This is a genomic window from Nocardioides sp. B-3, assembly GCF_024703895.1.
Lineage (GTDB): Bacteria > Actinomycetota > Actinomycetes > Propionibacteriales > Nocardioidaceae > Nocardioides.
The window spans coordinates 1,043,397-1,063,808 of record NZ_CP087968.1; the positions used below are offsets into that span (position 1 = coordinate 1,043,397).

Here is a 20,412-nt window from a genome sequence, read left to right on the forward strand (position 1 = left end):
TTGTCGAGGGACGCGCTGGTCGCCGACCGGGGCGTAGTCGAGGCCGCGGCCGAGCTCGACCACCACGTTGGTGCCGGCGAACGAGACGCCGCGGGCGTGGACGCCGGGACCCATCAGCACCTGCTCGTTGAGGAGCTGCGGCGTGTAGTAGCCGGTCTGCGGCCCGAAGACGACGACGGGCTTGCCGGTCGCCGACTCCTCGGCGCCGACGAGCAGCGCGTTGCTCATCCCCCGCTTGAGCTCGCGCAGGGAGAAGCTGCCGGTCGGCAGCTCCATCCGCGGCTCGGCCCGGTCGACCCTCGCCTTGGCACGCTCGTTCCCGATCACCGTCCCCGACCCCGGCGCGGTCGCGCCGGCGAGGTCGGGCAGCGCGACGCCACTCCGCTTGACGCCGAGCGCCTCGCCTCCGCCGTACGGCGTCTTCACGCTGGCGCTGCTCGGGGCGTCCGGGTCGTACTTGGTGCGCAGATCCCGGTAGAGCGCGCGCCCCTTCTTCTTGCCGAACTTCTTCGTCAGCTTCTGGAGGTACGCCGCATTGTCGGCCTCGCCGCCACCGCCACGGCCGAAGATGCCGCCGACCAGCGAGGCGATGTAGATGACGTCGGCCCGGTCCCAGCCCTCGACCTGCTGGTTGAGCAGGGCGTACTCCACCGGGCAGGTCGGCGCGACGGCCAGACCACCCGGGCAGAGCTTGTCCCGGCCCGCGTTGATCCCGGCGAGGTAGGCGTCGAGTCCGCTGACGAGGCGCTCGCCCTCGGCGCCGTACCGCGTCGCGATGCCCTCGATCTGCGCGGTGGCCTCGGCCTCTGTGTAGAACGCGGCCTTGTGCTGCTCGGCGTCCATCGCGACATTGCCCGGCGTCCCGCCCGCGAAGGATGCGAGCGTGCCGGAGCCGGTGTGCCGGAGCGCGTCCATCAGGAACATCCGGTCCATCGCCGCGGCGTAGCCGGACCCGAGACATCACGTCGTCGTAGGTCGCGCCGGTGATGAAGGGGACGCCGAACTGGTCCCACTGGATCGCGACGCCAGCCCGCGGGCTCTCCTCGCGCACGACCTGCTCGGGCGTGAACCCGGCGCCCTTGAAGAGCCCGTCGAGATCCGTCTTGTCGAGGTCGTACGGCGAATGGGTGGTCAGCGCGTCGTACATCTCGAGCTGGTCGGCGAAGTTGGGCGGCGCGTTCTTGCCCTCCTCCGCCTCGAGGCCCGGGCCGACCGTCAGCAGGTCCGTCGCGTCGATGGTGCCGCTCGAGCCCGGCGGCAGGATGTTGCGGACGTAGCCGTAGTCGTCATCCTGCGCACTCGCGCTCGGCGGCATCGTCGTGGCGGCGAACAGCGGGACCGGGGACAGGGCAACGACACTCGACCAACGGCGCACGCGCACTCCTCGCTCGGGGGTTCTCGGCGCCTCAACGAGCGGGCGGCTGCGTGCGTTACTCAGTAGCGTGCTCCGCATGCGCCGCACCCTCATCGTCCGGATCCACCGAATCGCCAACGCGGCCGTCCGCCGCCCGGGCCTGCGCAGCTTTCGTGGCGGTGACCTGCTCTACCTGACGACGACCGGCAACAAGACCGGCAAGCAGCGGACCACCCCGTTGCTCCACCTGCTCGACGAGGACCGCTGGATCGTCGTCGCCTCCAACGGTGGCTCCGACTGGGAGCCCGGCTGGTGGTTGAACCTGCGCGCGGGCTCCGCCGCGCATGTCGAGATCGACGGGGAGATGACGCCTGTCGCTGGTGTTGAGCTAGATGGAGCCGAGCGAGAGCGGCTCTGGACTGCACTGAACAGGATGTTCGACTTCGAGGGTTACCGGGCGAAGGTGTCGCGGCGCATCGCTGTCGTGGCGCTGTCGCCGGCGGGCTGAGGCATGCAGCTCGACGACGTCCTCGTCCCGGACGGCGGCCTGTCCAATGCGCTCGAGAACCGGGGCGTTGATCTCTCCTCCGACCTGTGGACCGCACGCTTGCTCTCGGACGATCCCGCGCAGATCGCCGCCGTCCACCGTGACTACTACCTCGCCGGCGCCGACGTCGCCACGACCGCGAGCTACCGGGCGAGGCGTGCCGAGCCTCGTCGCGGCCGGGCTGACGCGGCGCGAGGCGGAGCACACGATCGTCGCGAGCGTCGAGCTCGCCCGCGGCGTGCGCGACGAGGTCGCGGCGGCAAGCGGTCGACGGCTGCTCGTCGCGGCGTCTGTCGGTCCGTACGGCGCAGTGCTGGCCGACGGGTCGGAATACCGAGGTCGGTACGGCGTCTCGCCGGCGGCACTCCGCGACTTCCACGGACCACGGCTGGAGCTGCTGGCATCCGCGGGTCCGGACCTGCTCGCGGTCGAGACCATCCCCGACGCGGAGGAGGCGGAGGTGCTGGTGCCGCTGCTCGACGAGCTCGGCCTTCCCGCGTGGTTCTCGTACTCGGTCGAGGGAGACTCCACGCGCCCGGCCAAACGCTTCGTGAGGCGTACGCCGTCCCGGCCGGCAGCACGAGCATCATCGCTGCCGGGGTGAACTGCTCTGCGCCGTACGACGTGATGCAGGCTGTCACGACGGCGATCGAGGTCACGGGCCTTCCTGCCGTCGCCTACCCGAACCTCGGCGAGACACGGGACAGCGAGACGCACACCCGGCGCGGCGACGCGGTGTTCGACACCCGACTCGCGGCCGACTGGGTCGCAGCAGGAGCGCGGCTCGTTGGCGGATGCTGCCGGGTCGGACCCGATCACATCGCTCAGCTGGCGGGCGTCCTCAAGGGTCAGCCGTCGTAGCGTTGTCGCCGGGCGTCGAAACTCTCGTCGTCCGGGTCAGTCGGATCGCCAATTCAGTCGTACGCTGCCCGGGCGGAGTCAGGTTCGCGGTGCCTCATTGCTGCACAGTCAAGTTCCACGAATGTCATTATCAATCACGCCTACTTTGACGGCCCCGCGGCTTCTCAGGGGTCAGATTCAATGGCGCGAGCGCTCGAAACCGGGGAATGAGGAATGTCGATGTCTAATGAAAACTTGGAGTCCGTCTACCGCGCAGCGCATCCAAGCCGGGTGCTAGGCGCCAGCGAACTCGAGGCATACTTGACCAAACTGCTCGACAATGCCGGGATCAACTATCTTAGCGCGGCGGCACGAGCAAAGGATGTGGAGTCATTCCCTGGCGAAGGCTGGCTCCAACAATACCGACGGAACTGCAAAGTACTCGGATCCAATGAATCAGATCAAGGATCAAGTTGCCTTGCGCGTGATCACATACCTGCCGGAAACAGTAGAGGCGACCTGTGACTTGATCCGCGCGAACTTCCGCGTACTTGAAGAAATCGACAAGGCCGCGGAGAACGAATTGCATGGCGTATTTGGCTATGCGAGTCGCCACTTCATTCTCGAACTTCATGCGGAGCGAAAGGCCATGCTTGAGTATGAAAATTCAAGCACTCTCGAGTTCGAAGTTCAGGTTCGAACAACTCTCCAGCACGCGTGGGCAGAGTTCGAACACGATGTTCGCTATAAGGGCGACATCCCCGAAGGCTTGCGAGGTAAATTCAATCGGAGATTTGCACTTGCCGTGGGCCTCATTGAACTTGCCGACAGCCAATTCAGTGCCATCAATTCCGAATTGGAGCGGCTTGGAGCACGCGAATCTGCAAAAAGTAGGACCCCAACCACGCAAATATCGCCAGAAACTTTGGCTCCGTGGCTCCTGAGTAGGTACCCAAATGCCCAGAGGTCGAGAGCAGAACACTACGTTTGGATGCACACCCTGTTAGAGCAGCTGGGAATGACGACCTTCGAAGACTCGGGACCGGAGTCTCCCGCTCCGTCGACAGCGAGGCGGTCGCGACGGCGATGGGCCACGCCTACCCTGTCGGGGCCGTTCGCCGCCTCGATGACGACCTCCTGAAAGCACTCGACGCGGACTATCTCGCGGCCGACCTCAACATGAAGCGAGAGCCCGCCCTTCAGAGTCGCGCCAAAAGACTCAATCTGACAATTGAGAGCTAATGTCTACCATGCGCGCAGGCCCTATGAACTGCGACATGGTTGTTGGGGGAACGCAGTCCGGGCTCTGGATAGCCTCTAATTGTCTATTGACACATTTGGCCCATTCAGTCGAGTCGCCAACAATGAGCGCCGGGCCAAACTCTACTTGGACATGAGGCCCTCGAGCCGAGACGGGCAAAGTTGCCGACCCAATCTCAAGGGCTGTCGGAAGTCCATCCTCAGCCATTTCCGAGCGCCTGCCAAAACTCGCCGACCGCCACCGACCCAACCCACTTTTCGAGCTCCGCATTTAGCCGAAACACAAGGTACTGGACGCCGCTTACGTCAACGGCCTTGATCGATATGTCGAGGGGCGATGCAACCTGCAGCTCAGGCAATGGAGCCTTGGGGGACAAACCACGCATGTGCCTTATCGCCTCAGGGCGCATGCGGTGGCCTGACACGATGGGCGATCGCATGGCAGTTGCTACACAGGGGCACTAGATCGCGCACGGGATCTACTTGGTACTCCCCCCATCATCGACACAGGCACGCGATGGTGGACTTCTATGAACCCAGTCCCTTCAGGACCATAGTTGCCACCGAAGTCAAAATCGCACGCCCAACACGTGGCCCCGTGCGCCTCAATGCACCGGCGCCGCGCAAGTGGATTCCGCTCGTACTTGTTCACTTCCACGCGAGCGACGGCACCCTCCGGAAGTCCGTCAAACGGTAGGAGTGGACCCTCGGTGGTTAGCCCCGAGAGTACGAGAGCGAGGCAGGCTTCGGCTGCCTCAGTCACCGCGGCCGCTAAACCGGTTTCGGATCTATCAGCGATACGCGTGGTGGTTTCGACTTCCAGATCTCTAACTGGATGCGCGAGGAAGGGAGCACTCGGGTTCCGGATTTCGCCATCCACGGACACGGTCAGAGTGATTGACGCAGGAAGGGAAGCGACCTCAGCAGTCCAGGCGGCGGCATCAGTCTGCCATCCTGCGGCGAGCGCCCGAACCAACGAGCCCCCGAAGGACGCGGGGCGAAAGATTGCCTCGGCGTGATGATGGGACGCGGACAGCATGATGTCGAACGTGAGGCCATCCTCGGCTTGGGCAACGTAGCGGATACCCCACCCTCGATAGCCGTTCCGCTCGACGAAAGTCGACTCAAACGGGATTCCGAATTTCGCGCCAATACTGGCCCCAACAGAATCAGCAGTCTCACGCGCTAGCATTCCCAATCATCCGTCAACGTCGGGCTCGGGGAGGTCCTTAACAAGCTTCCTCAAGTTGCGACTAACTTCAACGCGAAACTCTTCGAACACAACGTCCAACTCTTGATTAGTATTGTTTATCTCCGCTTGAGCCAGCGCGTAGAACAGATACTCAATCGATTGAACCAGTGGACTATTCATCGCATTTGGAATGTATGCTTTTCTATACCAGTCGTGACCTGAGTTTAAAGCAACCTGAATAAGGCTACCCGTCGCAAGGGAAGCCTCCCACAGCACTCCGTCATCGAGACTGGACGCTCTGACTACATTCATCTCACGCGTGTCATCGTCGACACTGATCCGTACGAGCCCCGAGGCGCGACCCGAGCTATCGACGAGGGGCACGGACCCCGTGTTATTCACGAGAGTGACACTGCCATCCGCGCCGGTTTCAACACTGGCGACCATGAGGTCCTTCTTGATTCGGCCAATCGTTGTCTCAGTTGGGCCCTTTGCGCCGTTCTTAAGACTGGCTTCTCGCCCCGCATTTCCCCGTCGGGACCTCTTGTCGGCTTCCCGGCGAACAGGGGCGAGCATCTGTCGAATGTCTTCAATTAGCGATTGATCGAGGTGCACCCCGGACTTCTTGATACCCACCCCGAAGATCTCGTCGAGCTGAGCCGGGAATGACAATTCGACCCGCAGATTGTTCACGTGAGTCTCGGTGCTTCCAGTTCCAAGCCAGTGCGGGCCATCGATGAGTCGATCTTCGCGGTACAAATATATTCCCTGACGATCAACACTGATGCGTGCAGCCTCGCGATCTGCCTCCGACGCGAACTCCTCCTTGCGGGGAAGAATGAAAGCCCGGAGAAGGGCTGAATGTTTCCCTTTGCGGCGTTTCAAAGTTGAAGGATTTCTGAAGGACCTTATCGCCTCCTATTTTCTCGCAGAATGGATCCCGAGGCCGCCAAACGCTTCCCATTGAGTCCAATCACAACATTGGGGGCGCGCACGTCGTCGTGGTCCAGAAACCTTTGGAAGACAGTCCTGAGATGCATCTCTAGAGCGTTTTGGGTCCTAGTCATGGCGAGGGCCATGTTCTTAGCCTGAGCCCCTGACTTAGTCTTCAATAGCTTGTCGACTTTGTCCCACCATACGACCGTGCCACTGGCCACCCTGCCGCCGAGCTCTTCGATTTCATTGACGCCCGCATCAAAGATATCGGCTTCAGATTCATCAGCGTCGCCGATTGCGAGGTTCCATTCACCGGCACTCGCGAGGTCATCCAAATCCCAAGTCGCCGCATTCGGTGCGCCCGACTCGTCTCGGCTCACAACTGTGAGGCGGCGGCAAAAACTGGTTGAGGCTGTTTTGAGGCCGAGTCCGAACCTGCCCAAGCTGTTGGGGTCTTTTCGTTGCTCACTTCCATAACGCATGGCATTTTCGAGGCCCATTTGCGTCATGCCGATTCCATTGTCAGCGATTGTTACTATGGGTTCATGGGAATGCGTGAAGCTTACCCAAACCGAAACGTGAGTGGCCTCGGCAGCTATCGAGTTGTCGACGATATCAGCCACGGCTGAAGGAAACGTATAGCCCGTGTCTCTGAGGCCCTCCACAACCCTTCGAGTGTCTGGGCGCACAATCCCGGTTTGTTTAGGCATCCTCATTCTCCTCATCTTCGACGCTCATGATCCATCCGTTACTCAAGACCTTCTCTTCACTCAGGTCCCGTGGAAGGGCGTGCTCGATTCCAACATGAACCTCCCCGGAGCCGAGTAGCTCGAAGACAAGGCGATCCCCAACGTTGGCATTCAACTCTTTCAACAACGCAGAGATTCGAGTCAATCGATATTCGAGCCGAGTTCCAGAGCCGTGTAAACGATTGTTGTAGAACACAAACCGAGCTGTCCACGACCGTCCAAGGGCGGGCACCCAGAAGGCGACGTGGCAATCGGGGTTGAGCCTCGAAGTGTCGAGTGACGGAAAGATCGCCGCGGCTGGCCCTGACTTGGGCACCAAGATCCCCGCTTGATGACTCCCCGTCAGCCCGAGGTCGTTGGCACTCAACAGCTTGGTAACCCGCACGATCTACTTCCCCCGGTTTGCCGACAACGTGGCCACTAGTCTTCGATCTCGCCATTGACATCTTCGATCAACGATCGCTTACGCTCAACGACGTCTCGCACATGGTCCTCAACGGTACCCTCGTAGAAGAGGTGGTGGACCATAACCGGAAGCTCTTGTTTTCGTCGATAGGCGCGGGCGGTCGCTTGATCAGTCACAGCGGGGTTCCACTCTGGATTGAAGTGGATCACGTGGTTCGCAGCCGTGATGTTGAGCCCGACCCCGGCCGCCTTGGGGTTCAGAAGCAGCAACCCGGGGCCTTCGTGCGCGGCGAACGCGTCCACTTGGTCCTGCCTGAAACGCGTGCCAGACCGGCCGTCAACAATCTCTACGTAGGAGGCGGGGAACTCGCGCGCAAGGCATACCTCCAATCTGTCGAGGGTGGTCTGGAAGGACGCAAAAACCAACGCCTTTTCACCTCGGCCAAGCACCTCACGAACCATCTCAAGGAGGTGGAGGACTTTTGGAGTCGTGTGGAAATCAGCGGGATCGAGATCCGCTTCAGCATGAGCACAAAAGACGCGCTGAGCAGTGAGGCGAGACAAAGCGCTACCGCCAGCAGCCGACAACCCGAAGTACGTCCTGCGCAGTTCATCCGTCAGGTCAACCATGATCGCTGCCTCCCACAACTTGGGGAGATCCTGCGCCACGCTCGCGACGGTTCTACGCATGGTGATTGGGTTCATGAGCGCGCCCGCCAACCGTCCAGGATTTGCAATTCCACCTGTGCTGGACTCAAAGCCATCCCGCGTACCCAACAGGCTCGGGATGACGAACTCGCAGATCGACCACAGGTCGGTGAGGCGATTCTCCACAGGAGTGCCTGACAACGCGAGACCAATCCGTCGGGGCAACCGCTTGGTCGCTATGGATCGTCGCGCGTCGGGGTTCTTGATCCAATGAGCTTCGTCGAGCACCACGACATTCCACTCGATCTCTTCCAGGGAAGGACAGATCTGCCGTCACGGTCTCGTATGAGGTGACTACAACGTCCCACCCCGCGAGCCCCGATGCGACGCCGGTGCGATCCGCACTCGAGTGGACGAGCACTCGAAGCGTCGGTGCGAACGCCGCACATTCCCGTTGCCAATTGGTGAGCAGACCCGCAGGAGCGACAACCAATGATTGACCGTACTCCGCCACGCACAAAAGCAACGCGATTGCTTGGAGTGTCTTCCCTAGACCCATCTCGTCCGCAAGGACGGCCCCCACGTCGAGCTCTGCCAATCCTCTAAGGAACCTGACGCCGTCTTCCCGGTACGGAAACAAATCTGCTGCCAGTCCGGGTATACGAAGCGGGTCCACCGCCGACACCCACCCCGGGTCCAGCCCAAATTCATCGATCACAAGGTCCGCTGCGCCCGTGGCGCATAAGAGCATCTGATGGCCACGCAAAGTCACGACGTGCCCGGGAGCGCTACCGGCTGCGGCCAACAGGTCCAAGCAGGCTAAACGCGTTTCTCGGTCGATCGCGTGCCACGTGTTTCGGTGGACCAAGTGCTCCTGTTCGTGCGTCAGCGCGATGGTGTCAGCACCGCGCATGGCGACGAGGTCAACCATGACCCGCCTCGGGTCCTCCCCGGATAGCCGAATCCGAGCGGAAAGAGTCTTCAATGCAATCTTCAAGCTCGGCAATACCTCGCCGAGGAGTCCTGCAGATGATGCACCCAACACTTCCGCGTTGGTCGCAACCCGCCGGCTGCCGTCGTCAGCGACTGTCACGACCCCGTCAACCACTGTCCATCCGGCTAGCATTGAACGTAGGTCTCGATCATCGAGGCGAACCACAGGGCGCTGTTCACCGGACTAGCTCGATGAAATTGGCCACACTCAAAATGTTGTCCACCCGGGCGGGCTCAAACAAGTGGTGCAGTTGGGAGGGGACCACCAGCATGAGTTGGCGTCCAAACATCTCGTCCGTCTGCGCACGACTGATTGGCGCTTCCAGCGTTAACAGGTGCTTGCGATGCACCCGGTCCGCCTCCGTGAGTACTTGGCGCCAGCGATCCTTGCAAGTGGTCTTCACTCCCAGCATCCTTAGACCCTCATCGGGGAACGACGGGTCTAGGTAGGCCACGCGCCCCGGAATCAGGAAGTCTGGCTTCTTCGCCCCTTCGGTACGTGCCCGGCGCTCGTACGTCACGCAGTGGAGATCGAGGACACGGCCTACGTGGTTCTCCAGTGCATGGCCGGCTCGGGATCTCCTTCTCTGAAAGGTCCGCATGGAGATAGCGAGCACTTCGTCCACATCACCCGCAGCTTCCGCAAGCGAGATCCCGACGAGGTGTCGTTCAAGGGTCCGGTACAGGGATTCTTCCTGATCCATCCAGACAAGCAACGCTTCGTCAGGATCCTCCCGCCCGTCGGCCAACGCCGTCTCTCGGGCAAAGTCCGAGAACGTGGACGTCACCGGGAACGTCCCACCAAAGCGGCGGAGCATCTCCTCAAGTCGAGAATTCTGGATCTGGGCAGTCTCATATCCCAAAGCCTCAAGTAGGTGACGGGCCGTGAAATCGAGCGGACGATCATCCAATGTGGATTCGATGTCGAGCCGCTCAGTCGCCTCGAGGCCGAACAGAGTCTGCAGCTGGATTGCGACTGTCGATCCCGCCGGGGCAACAAGGACGACCACTCCGTCGCGCATGTCAGAAGGGCGGGCGACGATGAGGAAGTCGCCCTCTTGTGCCATCGCCATGACCGGGTTCGCTGGGTAGTACAGCCGACACTCTGTCCCGGTGGCGTGATTCGCGCGGGCGTCGTACCACGTCAATATTCCTTCAACGCTCGTGACCTCGAGATCATCGGTCACGTACAGGAAGCGTGTCGGGAAGCGCAAAATGTCGGAGCCCGGATGCCCAAACAGGTCCACCAGAAGTCCTACGCCGTTTAGCTCATGCTGGTTGGACCGACTCATGTCGACCTCAACTGCGGACAAGAGTTTCCCGGCTGCGGCGTCGAAGTAGGCATCGAGTGACGAACCGATCATGGGACACTCACTTCGAGCGTCGCCTCGTCACTTCTTAGCCACGCGTCCACAGCCTCGATGGTCGCGTCTAGGCTCACCCGCGTCGCACATTCCCACACCACAGCCACTCTCCAACCAAGTGAACGCAGGGCCGCCGGGTCTCGCGTGTCTCGAGCCCGGGTCTCGTCGAGCTTTGCGGTCCAGAACTCCCGTCTCGAGTCCGGGACCTTGAAATATTTGCACCCCGCATGAGCGTGCCAGAAGCAGCCGTGGACCATCACGACGGCGTGGCGCCGAGGAAAGACGATGTCTGGTCGCCCCGGCAACGATTTGTCGTGCAACCTGAAGCGAAAACCCCGCCGGTGGAGCGCCTTCCGCAAGAGTTGCTCAGGCTTTGTGTTCTTGCCTCGGATTCCAGACATCATTCGGCTCCGCACGGCTGGAGTCACGATGTCAGGCACAGATCGAGACTAGCCCGCCGCCGCGACCGCGACCTTCTGCGCCGCGAGAGTCTGCCCAACAGCCTTGGCAACTGTCTCGACCACCGGCACGACGACGCTATTTCCGAACTGCTTGTAGGCCTGCGTGTCGCTGACGGGAATCTCAAAGTGCTCAGGGAAACCCATGAGCCGAGCGCACTCGCGGGGGTGAGGCGGCGCGGAATCAGCCCGTCGCCCCGATGAACGAGGATCTCGGAGCCGTCCTTGTAATAGCGCGCAGAAAGTGTTCTGGCCACGTCGTCTCGTCCGACCAAGCCGAACCCGAACCCGTTGCCAGCGGCGTTGTGCTTGAGTTTGTAATTCTGGAGATACGTCCAGAGCTTAAGGCTAAGCGTGTACTTGGAGGCAGCCAAGCCATCCGCATCTGTGTAGGGGAACTCAACGGGTCCCGATCCGTCGTCCTTGTGCAGGACCGAGTCCATAGTCGGAAAGAGCTGCGGCAGCTTGACCTTCTCGAAGTCGAACCCGCTGCCATCCGGGAAGGCGTCGGTGTCGAATCCCACCATGAAAATTCGGCGGCGGCCCTGCGGCACGACTGCGCTGGCATCAAGGACACGGGGATGAAACTCGTACCCCAGCTCCGTCTCCGGGCGGTGCCGGATGATGCGGAACGTGTTGCCCTTGTCGTGTGAGATCAAGTTGCGCACGTTCTCCAAGAGGAACGCTCGCGGCCGCTTCTTCTCGATGATGCGCGCGACGTCAAAGAACAAGGTGCCCTGCGTGGGGTCCCGGAATCCGTGCGGGCGACCGAGCGCGTTCTTCTTTGATACGCCAGCAATGCTGAACGGTTGGCAGGGGAAGCCCCCAACCAGCACGTCATGGTCGGGGATGTCTGCCGCGTCGATGGCGGTGATGTCCCCGCGAAAACGTGCTCACTTCCCTCATCGGACGGAAAATTCGCCTCGTAGGTCACCTTCGCGAACTTGTTCCATTCCGAGGTGAAGACACACTCACCGCCGGCTCGCTCGAATCCCTCATGACACCCACCGATGCCCGCGAAGAGATCGATGAAACGGAACCCCGCGCGCTCATTGCCGCCCAGCGGTCGAACTGTTGCACCCACTACGTGCCTCTTCCATTGATGTAGCGACCCCAAGCCCCGGGTTAGACGGAGCCACCGACAATGAGCACGAGGGCATGTAGGACGACAGTCGGATGACTATGAGGACGACAGGTCGGATGGGACGACCGATCCCCAGCCGACGCAGGCTACTCAGAGCGCTTCTTGACCCAGACGGTGAACTTCTTGCCCTCCGGCAGGGTCTCGCCTGCCTCCGGCTCTTGCTTCGTCACAATCCATGAGTCGAAGGACATGGGGGCGCGTTCGGCTCCGGTTGCATCCTCCACGCTGAGGTTCTCGTAAGACACGTAGCCGAGTTTCTCCATGTAACCATCTGCGTCTTCCGGGTTTGTACCGACCAGATCGGGGGCGACTGAGGCCGACGTGCCCGGCACGACCGGGGTCGTCTCCTCTAGGAACTCGTCGCCACCATCGGTGTCACGGACGCAGGCCTCGGTGGCTTTGACCTGAGAGAAGAAGCCTCCGGGGAGGTTGGCGGCCAGTTGTGTGTCGTCCCAGTCGGTGGAGCCGTCCATCTGCTCGTCCGGTTCGAGGCCGAGGACCCGCACCCGCCCGTCGGTGGACATGGCCTTTGTGTAGGCCTCGCAGATTTCCACGGCGATGTGCTGACTGTCCTTGCTGACCTTGAGGTCGGTCTCGATGTCGATCCCGTCAAAGGATCCGTCGCCCACTTGGGTGATGTGCTTGATCCACTGGGCGTCGCTGTGGTCGTCGAACACTCGCTCGTTGACGTTGGAGACGGGATCGCTGGTGAACGACTGCAGCACGTTCGAGCTCGGTCCGCCGCATGCGCTTGCGAGGAGACAGGTGGCCAGCAGGGCGATGGTCGTCGGAATGCGGCGATTCATAGCGAGGCTCCGGATGACGTAGGGGCGATGGACTGATGCGACGGGGCGAATCAGGTGAGTGCGATCAGGAGCAGACCGAGGAAGTACAGCGGTGCGATGAGCAGGAACAGGCCTGACCCGAACGTGGTGCGGAAGCCGTGGGCTGTGGTGTCCACTGGTGCGCGGCACTCGTCGTCGCAGCGTGCGCACCAAGCGCTCGGTTGGTGCCCGTTCCGGGCAGCGCGATTGAGGTCGGCGTTGAAACCAGAGACCATCAGCACAAGGCCCACTGCAATCAGGATCGGGAAGACCCAGACTCCGTAGTCGCCGTACAGCATGTTCATCGTCATGCGAGGCATATCGGACGTCTTGCTCCTTCGCTGCAGGGCAACACCATGCAGGCAGCGGGATCGCTATTCGCCGGGTGCGATCGTGATGTCGCTGAATTTCCCGAGCAGTCGGTGACTTGCGGGGTGTGGGTCGCTGAGCAGCCCATGGAGGCGTACATGTCGGGTGCCGGGGTTGAGCGCGGCTACAACGAGGGCGACGGGGTTGCTGTTGCGCATTGCCATGAGTCGCATGGTTCGGCGGTCTCTTGGGCTGGGTGGTTGCGGTAGGGGGTGGGTGTGCCACTCGCCGACGTATCCGATGAGGGGATCGCTGATGGCGAGGTAGTTCACGAGGATCTGTTGGGCGGGTTTGGCGCGGCGTACGTAGTGGGTGCGGGCTGCTGTCCCGTCGTCGACGACGAGGGCGTCCTCGATGTGGAGCCCGTTGGGGGTGCGGTAGCCGACGAGGATGCCCCCATGTTCGGTCGTCCCGGGAAGCACGGGCTGCGGCGTGTAGCGTCGTGGGCTTGCTGAGAGAGGAGGACTGTGGCGGCGGCTGTCATGTGTGGTTGCGGACTTCCCCGGCTGGGCATTCCGGGTCACCGGTGAGCATCCCGATGACGTGGCGAACGGTCATGGCTGCGGCTTCGGCGACGGCGTGCGGTGGTGTGCGGGAGATGGGCTCGCCGCAGCCTGCCTCGAACATTTCGAGGCCGTTTGGGGGTTGGTGCACGGTGGGTGGGTGCGGGGTGGCGGCGTCGTAGGGGAGGGACGATGTCCGCGCGTTGGGTGCGGCCCCTCGTTTTGGAGGCAGGCGGTGATGAAGCGGCGGCCGGTGGCGCGGGCGGCGTCTTCGAGCATGGAGGTGACTGCGCCGTCCGCTGTGGCGTCGACGACGAGGTCGTAGGCGTCGAGAAGTTCGGCCGCTTCGGCGGGGCTCGCCAAGGGCGCTGGGTTAGCGACGATCACGGCTCGGTTGTAGGGGCGGTTATCGAGGACGACCTTCACCAGTGTGGCCTTGTTCGTTCCGCACAGTGACAGCGTGGTGACGAGATGCCGAGTCGTGTTTCCGGGGCTCAGGATGTCGAAGTCGCGGACGGTCATCCGCCCGATTCCGGCGCGCGAGTCCGTCGCAGATGTGTGATCCCAAGGCTCCGGCACCGACGACGTAGACATGCTTGTTGGCGAGCGCGTCAACGGCGGACCCAGCACGCAGTCGCATGACGGACTGGTTAGACGAGGCCGACAGCGCGAAGCGAGGGGTGGCGTCCTGTCCCTTGGCGCCCGTGAGGGTGATGGCGACCGCCCCGTGCTGGTTGCCGCGTTGGTATCGGATGAGGAGGACGTCGATGCGGTCACGTTCGATGGCGGACTGGATGCGCTCCGGCTCGGCGACGTTCGTGATCAGGTCGTGCCAGTTCAGTGGCGGCGTGGTGAGTTCTGCCCAGGTCAGTCACGTATCCACTCAGGATGCCCTTGGTGCTCTTCTTGGGGACCTTGCCGGGTCCGATCACGCGGAGCGTGCGCTGGTCGGCGCGGATCTCGATGTAGTCGTCGCTCAGTGTGCTGAGGTCGTCGTACATCACGTACCCGGTGTCGATGGGCAGGTCTAGGTATGCCTCGATGTCGAGGGCCGGGGGGTCGTCGGGCCATCCCTGCTCGTTCTTCTCGAACCAGAGGTCAACTCGTGCGAGGAGGGAGTCAGCGTCACGCCACGGCTGGTTGTCGCGGTCGCGGCTGGCGTAGAGGCAGAGGTCACCGTTGGGCGATTGGTGCCGTGTCCCGGGAACGTCCCCGATGGCGCGCACGGTGGGCTGTACGTAGGGGAAACCGTCGATTACGCGGATCTCGACGCGGCCATCTTCGAGTTTTGCGTCGCTCGATGAGCCAAGCGATTTGTCGCGCGTGAGTCGGTAGCCGCGCTCGATGAGTTCGTTGATGAAGTCGTCGCGCTCTTGTGCGATGGCGTCGTTCCAGAGCGTGAGGTCGGCCTTGTTGTCATCCAAAGCGCAGGTCTCCTGCGGTGGTGCGCTTGTCGCCCGAGGTCCGACTCTTGGAATCGGACTTCTTGTTGCCGTCCTTGTCGTAGCCCGACGGCATGGGGAACACGTTGGTGAAGTCGTCGTTGGAGCCGAGGATGCCCTGCAAAAGCACGGCCGCCTTCCCGGCTTCGTCGTCGCCCATGTCGCACGCGGTGCGGGCGTCGGCGGCTGCGGTCGTGAACTTGTCCCGTGCGGTGTCGAAGTCGGCGTCCTCGTCGAAGTCGAGCACCTTGCCGTCCATGGAGGGGTCGGGCATCTCGAAGTCGTCGTCGGCGATGCGGCGGAACACATCGGCGACGCCCTCCATGGCCGAAGCGAAGAACTCGGCCATGGTCTCGCCCGAGACGAGGCCCTCCTCGCAGGCGGTGTAGAGCGCCATCTCGACTGTGAAGCCGCCGGGTTTGGTCTTTCCGAGGAGGTTGCGGCGTGCCTGTCGGAGCAGTTTCACGCAGGGAACGTACAACTCGTCGTACTCAGCGTTCTTGTCTTCCTTGAGTTCGGTCATCTTCACCGGGTTGGTCTCGACCCAGCCCTCGTCCTTTGTCGGGATCTCCCACACGGCACCCGCTTTCCGGGCGGGCACCACGTCGATGAACAGTCCGTCGGCGTCGGGAACGAGCAGGGTGACCGACCGGTCGTATCGGGTGACGTTCTTCTTTCCATACTCCTTCACGAGCACGTCGTAGACACGGTCGAGAACGTCTGCAGGCAGCAACTCCTGCCGGGTAGTCGTCGAGTCGGCAGAACATGTCGACGTCGTATACGCGGGCGGATTGAAACCCGTCGCCCGTACGAGCCGATCAGGATCGGGTTGATCCCCCACGCCTTGAGGTCCTCGTCGGCAGCCAGCACCTTGCCGACCTCCTCGTGGGCCTCGGGGGCGGTGTCCCAGTCGAACTTGCTGGGTTCGATGTTCCGATTGCGCAGTTGCGAACTGCGAGGTGAGGTCAGCCATGAGTGGTCTCCTTGGTGGCCAGCGTGGTGTTGCTGGTGTGGTCGATGGCGAACCGTTGCCCGCCCTTGCGGATGTTCTTGGCCGCCTTCTTGTAGAAGTGCTTGGCTGGCGCCTCGGCGGTGTGACGGATCTCGGAGTACCGGTCCGTGAGGATGGTGAGTTCCTCTCGTGCATTCTTGAGATCCTGTGCGGCAAGGTCGACGAGGAGCATCCGTCGAGCGTCTCCTTGGATGTCGTGGAAGGCATTGGCGCATGTGTGTGCTCGTTGCGACCGGCGCTCAGCGCCTAGGACAGTCATGATTGCCGTGAGCGCCGCAGCACCAAGCGCGGCCGCCCCGACAACCCGGATGGGCAGGCCGTCGCTCACGCCCACGGCCCCGGTGGCCAGCCCAAGCACACTGGCGGGGGCACCTAGCGCAAGGTTGCAGCCGCGCCAAAACTTGCCCGCCTCGAACTGGTTTTGCGCGGACCACCGAGCGCTCTCTTCGAGTCGGGACAGTTCCTGACCGATGGGCACCAGTCAACGGGGACGTCGGCCGGTACGGCGTAGTGCTCGCCGGGCTCATCAGGTGGGGTGGACTTGCCCTGCAGTCGAGCGAGGAAACCCATACGGCGCCCTACTTCTTGTCGCGGGGCGGGAAGGGGTCGTTGCCCGGCTTGACGGTGTCGGAGTTGCGGATCTTGCCGTCGCGGCCGTGGATGGCAACCTCGCCACCCCCGGCGTTGTGGACGATCTCCTTGGCTCGGGCCACGGCGTCCTTCTGAGTGTCGGCGTGGGCACTGGCACGGGATGCGCCGGGCTTCTGGACGTTCCAGCCGCCGTCCTTGTCGGGGACGACGTGGCGTCGGTTGTCGTTACTCATGGCTGACTCCCGGGGTGGTGGTTGGTAGTTGCAACGTAAGGGGGCCCACCGACAGTGGTCCTGCTATGCATCGGCAGGTTGCCGTCGGCGACGCACGGCGTGTCCCCGTGCGCGCACTGGTTGCTGTCGCTACCGTGCGTGTCACCGCCGGTCGGGCGGGGTCCGGTGTTCCGGGCATGCAGGGCTCCCCGGTGTTGGCGCGGGGGAAGGTACGCCTGCTGTGGCGACGCGGTTGCGCCGTCACCTTCTAAGAGAGCATTTCCGTGCCCGTCATTTGGCAGGGCGCGCCGAACGATGGTCACGTTCCCAGCCTCTTCTCCACGACTGGCCGTGGTCGGCTGGCGGATGGTTCGCATGATGCGGATGCAGATCGACCGCTTGCCACACCGTGACCGCTGCACGCGGCGGTCCTGTGAGTGGCAGGCCGCTGGGATCTGTTCAGTAGTTCTGTCGCACGTAGGCGTAAACCCGGTCGAAGAGGTCTCCGGTGACGGGCAGCCCGTACTTCTTGAGGGAGGAACGGATTTCGCGTTTGACGGCGCGGTCGCCCTTCTCGTTCTTGGCCCAGCCGGTGTAGGCGACGTCCACGACGATGGAGTCGACCGTGTGCACGAAGTCGGGAACGATCTTGTGGAGCCCTTCGGGGGTGTTCTCGGTGACGATGGCCGACAGGGCACCGGTTTTGGGGTCGTAGAGGTTGGTGTCGTCGACACACGGGTGTTGTTCCGCTGCACGGTCGGCTGCGACGACGTCACGGGCGACGTTGAGGCAGTCTTCGAGGAAGGCGATGGAGTCGTCGACGGTGCTGATGGCTCGTTGGCGGAGTTTCTCGATGCGGTCGGCCAGTGATTTGTAGACGGCGGTGTTGGTGCCTTCGAGGCGTCGTTTGAGGCGGGCTTCGATGGAGTCGACCACGTCCTTGTAGACGTCGCCGGGATTCTTGGGGTCTTGGTTGGGGTCGGGGAGGGCCAGTTGTTCGGCGATGCGCTTGACGAGTTCAAGCCCGGCGGCGTCTAGGCGGACCGTTCGCCCCGGGGCAACGGTGATGTTGTCCATGTGGCCGTGGACGAGGGCGAGCGTTTTGGCGCCGTACTTTTCCCAGAGGATGGCTTGGGACTTGTCGGTGGGGCTGATGTAGTCGAACACCTTGGCGAGCCACCGGTAGTCGCCCTTGTATGGGTCGAGCATCGGGTTTTGGGTGTTGTTGGCGTAGAGGAACTCCCAGACACCTTGGAGGGCAACGAAGTCGGCGATGAACTTGTCCCCGGTGGGGGTGCCTTCGGGGATGCGGGCTTCGGCTTCCGTGAGGGAGTGGAAGTCGGCTTCAGTTTTGTCGATGCCTGCGAAGACGGATTGGACGCCGGTCAGGTCGGTGAGGAACTTGACGGTCAACTGGTTGATGTCGATGACGTCGATGGGGGTGGGTTCGTCGTCTTCGTCGTCCACCTTGGGTCCGGCGACAGCCAGCCCGATTTGTTTGGCGAGGCCGATGTAGTCGACGACTCGACCGAACACTTTCCGTTGGCCGGTGAGGGGGTTCTTCCGGGGGCGGTTGGGGCGGGTGATGGTCTGGAAGAGGTTGGCAGCCTTGAGGGGCTTGTCGAGGTAGAGAACACCCTCGATGGGGGCGTTGAACCCGACCATCCATTTGGCGGTGACGACCACGAAGGTGAGCGGGTCACTGACGTTCTTGAACCGTCGTTTGAGCGCTTCCTCTTGGTCGTCGGTGAGGGCGTACTTGAGGTAGTTCTTGGGGGTGTCCTTGGAGATGGGCACCGACATGACGACCGCAACTTCGAGCGGCTTCGCTGTCTCGCTGCCGTCGCCGCCCTTGATGGTCATGACGGCACCACGCTCGGACAGGATCCGTTGGAGTGTCTCGGCGTACGCAACGACGAGCCGTTGGTTGAACGCCACCACTTGGGCCTTCTGGCCGAGCGGGAACACGTTGCTCAGGTAGTGGGCGACCATGTCTTCGCAGACGGCTGTCATGCGGTCCGGGTTCGACAAGATGGTTTCGGTGTGGGACGCCTTCCCTGACAGGAACTCTTTCGTTTCGTCATCCGGGTCCTCGTCGTCGGCGAGGTCGTCGAATGCCTTGTCGAGGTCGTCCCTGTCGAGGTCGAACCCGACCTTGCGGGCTTCCACCACGATGGGCTTGGTGTACCCGTCTGCGATGGACCGTTCAGGGGTGTAACGGGACATGATGAAGTTGGGATCGTCGGGGTCCCCGAACAGCCTGAACGTGTCCCGGTCGCCTTGCTTGACAGCGGTACCTGTCATCCCGAAGAACGTGGCGTTGGGAACAGCGGCGCGCCACGCCTTCCCCGAAGTCGCCCTCTTGGGAGTCGTGTGCCTCGTCCACGATGACGATGATGTTGTCCCGGTCGGACAAGTGCCCGGCTTCAGCGAACTTGTGGACGGTGGTGACGATGACACCCCGATGGTTCTTCACTGCCTTCCACAGGTCCCGCTTCGACGCCGGGACAGACACCCGGGGCATGCCAGTTGTCTCGAACAACTCGGCTGCCTGCCGCACCAACTGCTTGCGGTGTGCAATGAGGATGACGGTCGGGTTCCCCACTGCCGGATCACGCAAAAGCCGACTTGATGCGAACGCACCCAGTTCAGTCTTCCCGGACCCTTGGTGCTGCCAGATGAGGCCACCACCCTTGCCGACCCGTTTCCCGGTCCGCACCTTCGCGTGAATCGCCTCCGCTGCCTCCAACTGGGCATACCGGGGCAACACCTTCACAGCGGGTTCCATAGATGAACCAGCCCGGTACATCGCATAGTCGTGGAGCATCCCCAGGACAGTTGCAGGGGTCAGCAGCAACTCGACAGACCGGGCAACCCGTTCCGCCTGCGTCTGCTTCAGATCATCCGTCGTTGAACCCCACGGTCCCCAACCTTCGTCCTCATTGACGTCGCCGGACGGTTCAGTTCGGACGGGTGCGAGACGCAGTTGACGTCCATCGGTGGCAACACTGAAGACGTTCGGTGCGAAGAAATGCGGGTACTCCACCTCATAGGTACCCCAAATGTCTTTGGCACCGTTGACCCACGACTTGCCCTTGTCGACAGGCGACTTCGTCTCGGCAACAACGAGCGGGAACCCGTTCACGTAGTACACGACGTCCATGCGTCGGGTATCAGGTCCACCCTTGATCGTCACCTCATCAGAGACGACAAACCGGTTGTTCTCAAGGTCCTCGAAGTCGATGAACCGGCGAGGGACGTGCTTCCCCACGAGGGTCTTGAACGCATGCTCTCCACGGAGCATCACCGTCAACTTCTCGTTCGCCGCAACCAGCCCGTCCTGTGCCAACAACACCGCACGGCTGACCTCAGCCAACACTGCGTCGGTGTTCTCCGGATCGCCCACAAGATCTGGGTTCAACGACAACAGGGCCTCACGAGCCCACCCGTCAACAACTACATCAGTGAGTTCAGGCAGGCGCGGTAGCAGGCTCCCCGCGATGTGCTCCCAACCACCGTCCTCAGCCCAACCAACCAACGCAGCCCGGATCGTGTTCGACTCATTCATC

General features: G+C 62.4%; 22 protein-coding genes and 5 pseudogenes. 6 read left to right on the plus strand and 21 right to left on the minus strand.

Translation table 11 applies throughout. The features are described 5' to 3' along the window. Positions 1-42: 42 nt before the first annotated feature. Positions 43-945, minus strand: a pseudogene (locus tag LP418_RS07040) (penicillin acylase family protein); the annotation flags it as partial. Positions 946-986: 41 nt separating this feature from the next. Between LP418_RS07040 and LP418_RS07045 the strand changes: the two are divergent. The 6 genes and pseudogenes from LP418_RS07045 (at position 987) to LP418_RS07070 (ending at position 3,882) form a co-directional block, all read left to right on the plus strand. Beyond that, entirely contained in the window at positions 987-1,277 is a 291-nt protein-coding gene (locus tag LP418_RS07045; RefSeq protein ID WP_257955787.1) for a hypothetical protein, read from the plus strand. A gap of 174 nt (positions 1,278-1,451) precedes the next feature. Then, complete coding sequence (locus LP418_RS07050; RefSeq protein WP_257955788.1) at positions 1,452-1,862, plus strand: nitroreductase family deazaflavin-dependent oxidoreductase; 411 nt, start codon at positions 1,452-1,454, stop codon at positions 1,860-1,862. A 3-nt stretch (positions 1,863-1,865) separates the two neighbouring features. Further along, positions 1,866-2,015: pseudogene (locus tag LP418_RS07055) on the plus strand (homocysteine S-methyltransferase family protein); the annotation flags it as partial. A 124-nt stretch (positions 2,016-2,139) separates the two neighbouring features. Next, positions 2,140-2,505 (plus strand): homocysteine S-methyltransferase family protein, encoded by a 366-nt coding sequence (locus tag LP418_RS07060; RefSeq protein ID WP_442940238.1) that lies wholly within the window; start codon positions 2,140-2,142, stop codon positions 2,503-2,505. Beyond that, positions 2,496-2,762, plus strand: a pseudogene (locus tag LP418_RS07065) (homocysteine S-methyltransferase family protein); the annotation flags it as partial. The gene LP418_RS07060 and the pseudogene LP418_RS07065, both read left to right, overlap by 10 nt. Positions 2,763-3,192: 430 nt before the next feature. Next, on the plus strand, positions 3,193-3,882 hold the full coding sequence (locus LP418_RS07070; RefSeq protein WP_336275922.1) for a GTP pyrophosphokinase: 690 nt from the start codon (positions 3,193-3,195) through the stop codon (positions 3,880-3,882). A 1,317-nt stretch (positions 3,883-5,199) separates the two neighbouring features. Here the strand turns inward: LP418_RS07070 and LP418_RS07075 are convergent. The 20 genes and pseudogenes from LP418_RS07075 to LP418_RS07155 all read right to left on the minus strand — a co-directional run bounded on the left by LP418_RS07075 (position 5,200) and on the right by LP418_RS07155 (position 20,411). Further along, positions 5,200-5,886: a hypothetical protein gene (locus tag LP418_RS07075; protein WP_257955790.1), complete on the minus strand. Its 687-nt coding sequence runs from the start codon at positions 5,884-5,886 to the stop codon at positions 5,200-5,202. Positions 5,887-6,101: 215 nt separating this feature from the next. Then, complete coding sequence (locus tag LP418_RS07080) at positions 6,102-6,854, minus strand: ATP-binding protein (protein WP_336275923.1); 753 nt, start codon at positions 6,852-6,854, stop codon at positions 6,102-6,104. Continuing rightward, on the minus strand, positions 6,832-7,263 hold the full coding sequence (locus tag LP418_RS32730; protein WP_442940137.1) for an EcoRII N-terminal effector-binding domain-containing protein: 432 nt from the start codon (positions 7,261-7,263) through the stop codon (positions 6,832-6,834). Before LP418_RS32730 ends, LP418_RS07080 begins: the two co-directional genes overlap by 23 nt. A gap of 35 nt (positions 7,264-7,298) precedes the next feature. Then, on the minus strand, positions 7,299-7,913 hold the full coding sequence (locus tag LP418_RS07085; protein ID WP_442940239.1) for a helicase-related protein: 615 nt from the start codon (positions 7,911-7,913) through the stop codon (positions 7,299-7,301). 21 nt (positions 7,914-7,934) lie between these two features. After that, a pseudogene (locus LP418_RS32735) lies at positions 7,935-9,057 on the minus strand (SNF2-related protein); the annotation flags it as partial. A 43-nt stretch (positions 9,058-9,100) separates the two neighbouring features. Next, positions 9,101-10,288 carry a type II restriction endonuclease gene (locus tag LP418_RS07090; protein ID WP_257955793.1) on the minus strand — a complete coding sequence of 396 codons (1,188 nt, stop codon included), beginning with the start codon at positions 10,286-10,288 and terminating at the stop codon, positions 9,101-9,103. After that, on the minus strand, positions 10,285-10,692 hold the full coding sequence (locus LP418_RS32740) for a very short patch repair endonuclease (protein WP_442940240.1): 408 nt from the start codon (positions 10,690-10,692) through the stop codon (positions 10,285-10,287). Before LP418_RS32740 ends, LP418_RS07090 begins: the two co-directional genes overlap by 4 nt. A gap of 20 nt (positions 10,693-10,712) precedes the next feature. Further along, complete coding sequence (gene dcm / locus LP418_RS07100; protein WP_336276027.1) at positions 10,713-11,621, minus strand: DNA (cytosine-5-)-methyltransferase; 909 nt, start codon at positions 11,619-11,621, stop codon at positions 10,713-10,715. Between the two features lie 44 nt (positions 11,622-11,665). Beyond that, positions 11,666-11,830: pseudogene (locus LP418_RS32745) on the minus strand (DNA cytosine methyltransferase); the annotation flags it as partial. A gap of 146 nt (positions 11,831-11,976) precedes the next feature. Further along, a complete protein-coding gene (locus LP418_RS07105) occupies positions 11,977-12,615 on the minus strand; it encodes a PASTA domain-containing protein (protein ID WP_257955795.1) in 639 nt (212 codons plus the stop codon). 131 nt (positions 12,616-12,746) lie between these two features. Next, positions 12,747-13,025: a hypothetical protein gene (locus tag LP418_RS07110; protein ID WP_257955796.1), complete on the minus strand. Its 279-nt coding sequence runs from the start codon at positions 13,023-13,025 to the stop codon at positions 12,747-12,749. Between the two features lie 63 nt (positions 13,026-13,088). Continuing rightward, the gene (locus LP418_RS07115) at positions 13,089-13,505 is read right to left on the minus strand and encodes a Mov34/MPN/PAD-1 family protein (RefSeq protein WP_257955797.1); all 417 of its coding nucleotides are present in this window, start codon (positions 13,503-13,505) and stop codon (positions 13,089-13,091) included. A gap of 132 nt (positions 13,506-13,637) precedes the next feature. Further along, positions 13,638-14,180 (minus strand): ThiF family adenylyltransferase, encoded by a 543-nt coding sequence (locus tag LP418_RS07120; protein WP_336275924.1) that lies wholly within the window; start codon positions 14,178-14,180, stop codon positions 13,638-13,640. Positions 14,181-14,359: 179 nt separating this feature from the next. Further along, positions 14,360-15,010: a hypothetical protein gene (locus LP418_RS07125; protein ID WP_257955799.1), complete on the minus strand. Its 651-nt coding sequence runs from the start codon at positions 15,008-15,010 to the stop codon at positions 14,360-14,362. Then, positions 15,003-15,725: a hypothetical protein gene (locus tag LP418_RS07130; protein ID WP_257955800.1), complete on the minus strand. Its 723-nt coding sequence runs from the start codon at positions 15,723-15,725 to the stop codon at positions 15,003-15,005. Before LP418_RS07130 ends, LP418_RS07125 begins: the two co-directional genes overlap by 8 nt. Then, a complete protein-coding gene (locus LP418_RS07135; RefSeq protein ID WP_257955801.1) occupies positions 15,716-15,898 on the minus strand; it encodes a hypothetical protein in 183 nt (60 codons plus the stop codon). The genes LP418_RS07130 and LP418_RS07135 overlap by 10 nt, the downstream gene beginning before the upstream one ends. 95 nt (positions 15,899-15,993) lie before the next feature. Beyond that, positions 15,994-16,518 carry an SLATT domain-containing protein gene (locus LP418_RS07140; RefSeq protein WP_257955802.1) on the minus strand — a complete coding sequence of 175 codons (525 nt, stop codon included), beginning with the start codon at positions 16,516-16,518 and terminating at the stop codon, positions 15,994-15,996. Between the two features lie 100 nt (positions 16,519-16,618). Continuing rightward, a complete protein-coding gene (locus LP418_RS07145; RefSeq protein ID WP_257955803.1) occupies positions 16,619-16,864 on the minus strand; it encodes a DUF2188 domain-containing protein in 246 nt (81 codons plus the stop codon). A gap of 438 nt (positions 16,865-17,302) precedes the next feature. Next, positions 17,303-19,147 carry a type I restriction enzyme subunit R domain-containing protein gene (locus LP418_RS07150; RefSeq protein WP_257955804.1) on the minus strand — a complete coding sequence of 615 codons (1,845 nt, stop codon included), beginning with the start codon at positions 19,145-19,147 and terminating at the stop codon, positions 17,303-17,305. Continuing rightward, on the minus strand, positions 19,050-20,411 hold the full coding sequence (locus LP418_RS07155; protein ID WP_257955805.1) for a type I restriction endonuclease: 1,362 nt from the start codon (positions 20,409-20,411) through the stop codon (positions 19,050-19,052). Before LP418_RS07155 ends, LP418_RS07150 begins: the two co-directional genes overlap by 98 nt. Position 20,412: the final 1 nt, after the last annotated feature.

Bases quoted from the DNA above. Each gene is read 5' to 3' on its own strand.
- LP418_RS07150 (WP_257955804.1), bottom strand. From the start codon at position 19,147: ATGACAGGTACCGCTGTCAAGCAAGGCGACCGGGACACGTTCAGGCTG.
- LP418_RS07090 (WP_257955793.1), bottom strand. From the start codon at position 10,288: ATGATCGGTTCGTCACTCGATGCCTACTTCGACGCCGCAGCCGGGAAA.
- LP418_RS07080 (WP_336275923.1), bottom strand. From the start codon at position 6,854: ATGAGGAGAATGAGGATGCCTAAACAAACCGGGATTGTGCGCCCAGAC.
- LP418_RS07050 (WP_257955788.1), top strand. From the start codon at position 1,452: ATGCGCCGCACCCTCATCGTCCGGATCCACCGAATCGCCAACGCGGCC.
- LP418_RS07070 (WP_336275922.1), top strand. From the start codon at position 3,193: ATGAATCAGATCAAGGATCAAGTTGCCTTGCGCGTGATCACATACCTG.
- LP418_RS07110 (WP_257955796.1), bottom strand. From the start codon at position 13,025: ATGACGATGAACATGCTGTACGGCGACTACGGAGTCTGGGTCTTCCCG.
- LP418_RS07085 (WP_442940239.1), bottom strand. From the start codon at position 7,913: ATGGTTGACCTGACGGATGAACTGCGCAGGACGTACTTCGGGTTGTCG.
- LP418_RS07045 (WP_257955787.1), top strand. From the start codon at position 987: ATGAAGGGGACGCCGAACTGGTCCCACTGGATCGCGACGCCAGCCCGC.
- LP418_RS32740 (WP_442940240.1), bottom strand. From the start codon at position 10,692: ATGATGTCTGGAATCCGAGGCAAGAACACAAAGCCTGAGCAACTCTTG.
- LP418_RS07155 (WP_257955805.1), bottom strand. From the start codon at position 20,411: ATGAATGAGTCGAACACGATCCGGGCTGCGTTGGTTGGTTGGGCTGAG.
- LP418_RS07145 (WP_257955803.1), bottom strand. From the start codon at position 16,864: ATGAGTAACGACAACCGACGCCACGTCGTCCCCGACAAGGACGGCGGC.
- LP418_RS07120 (WP_336275924.1), bottom strand. From the start codon at position 14,180: ATGTCTACGTCGTCGGTGCCGGAGCCTTGGGATCACACATCTGCGACG.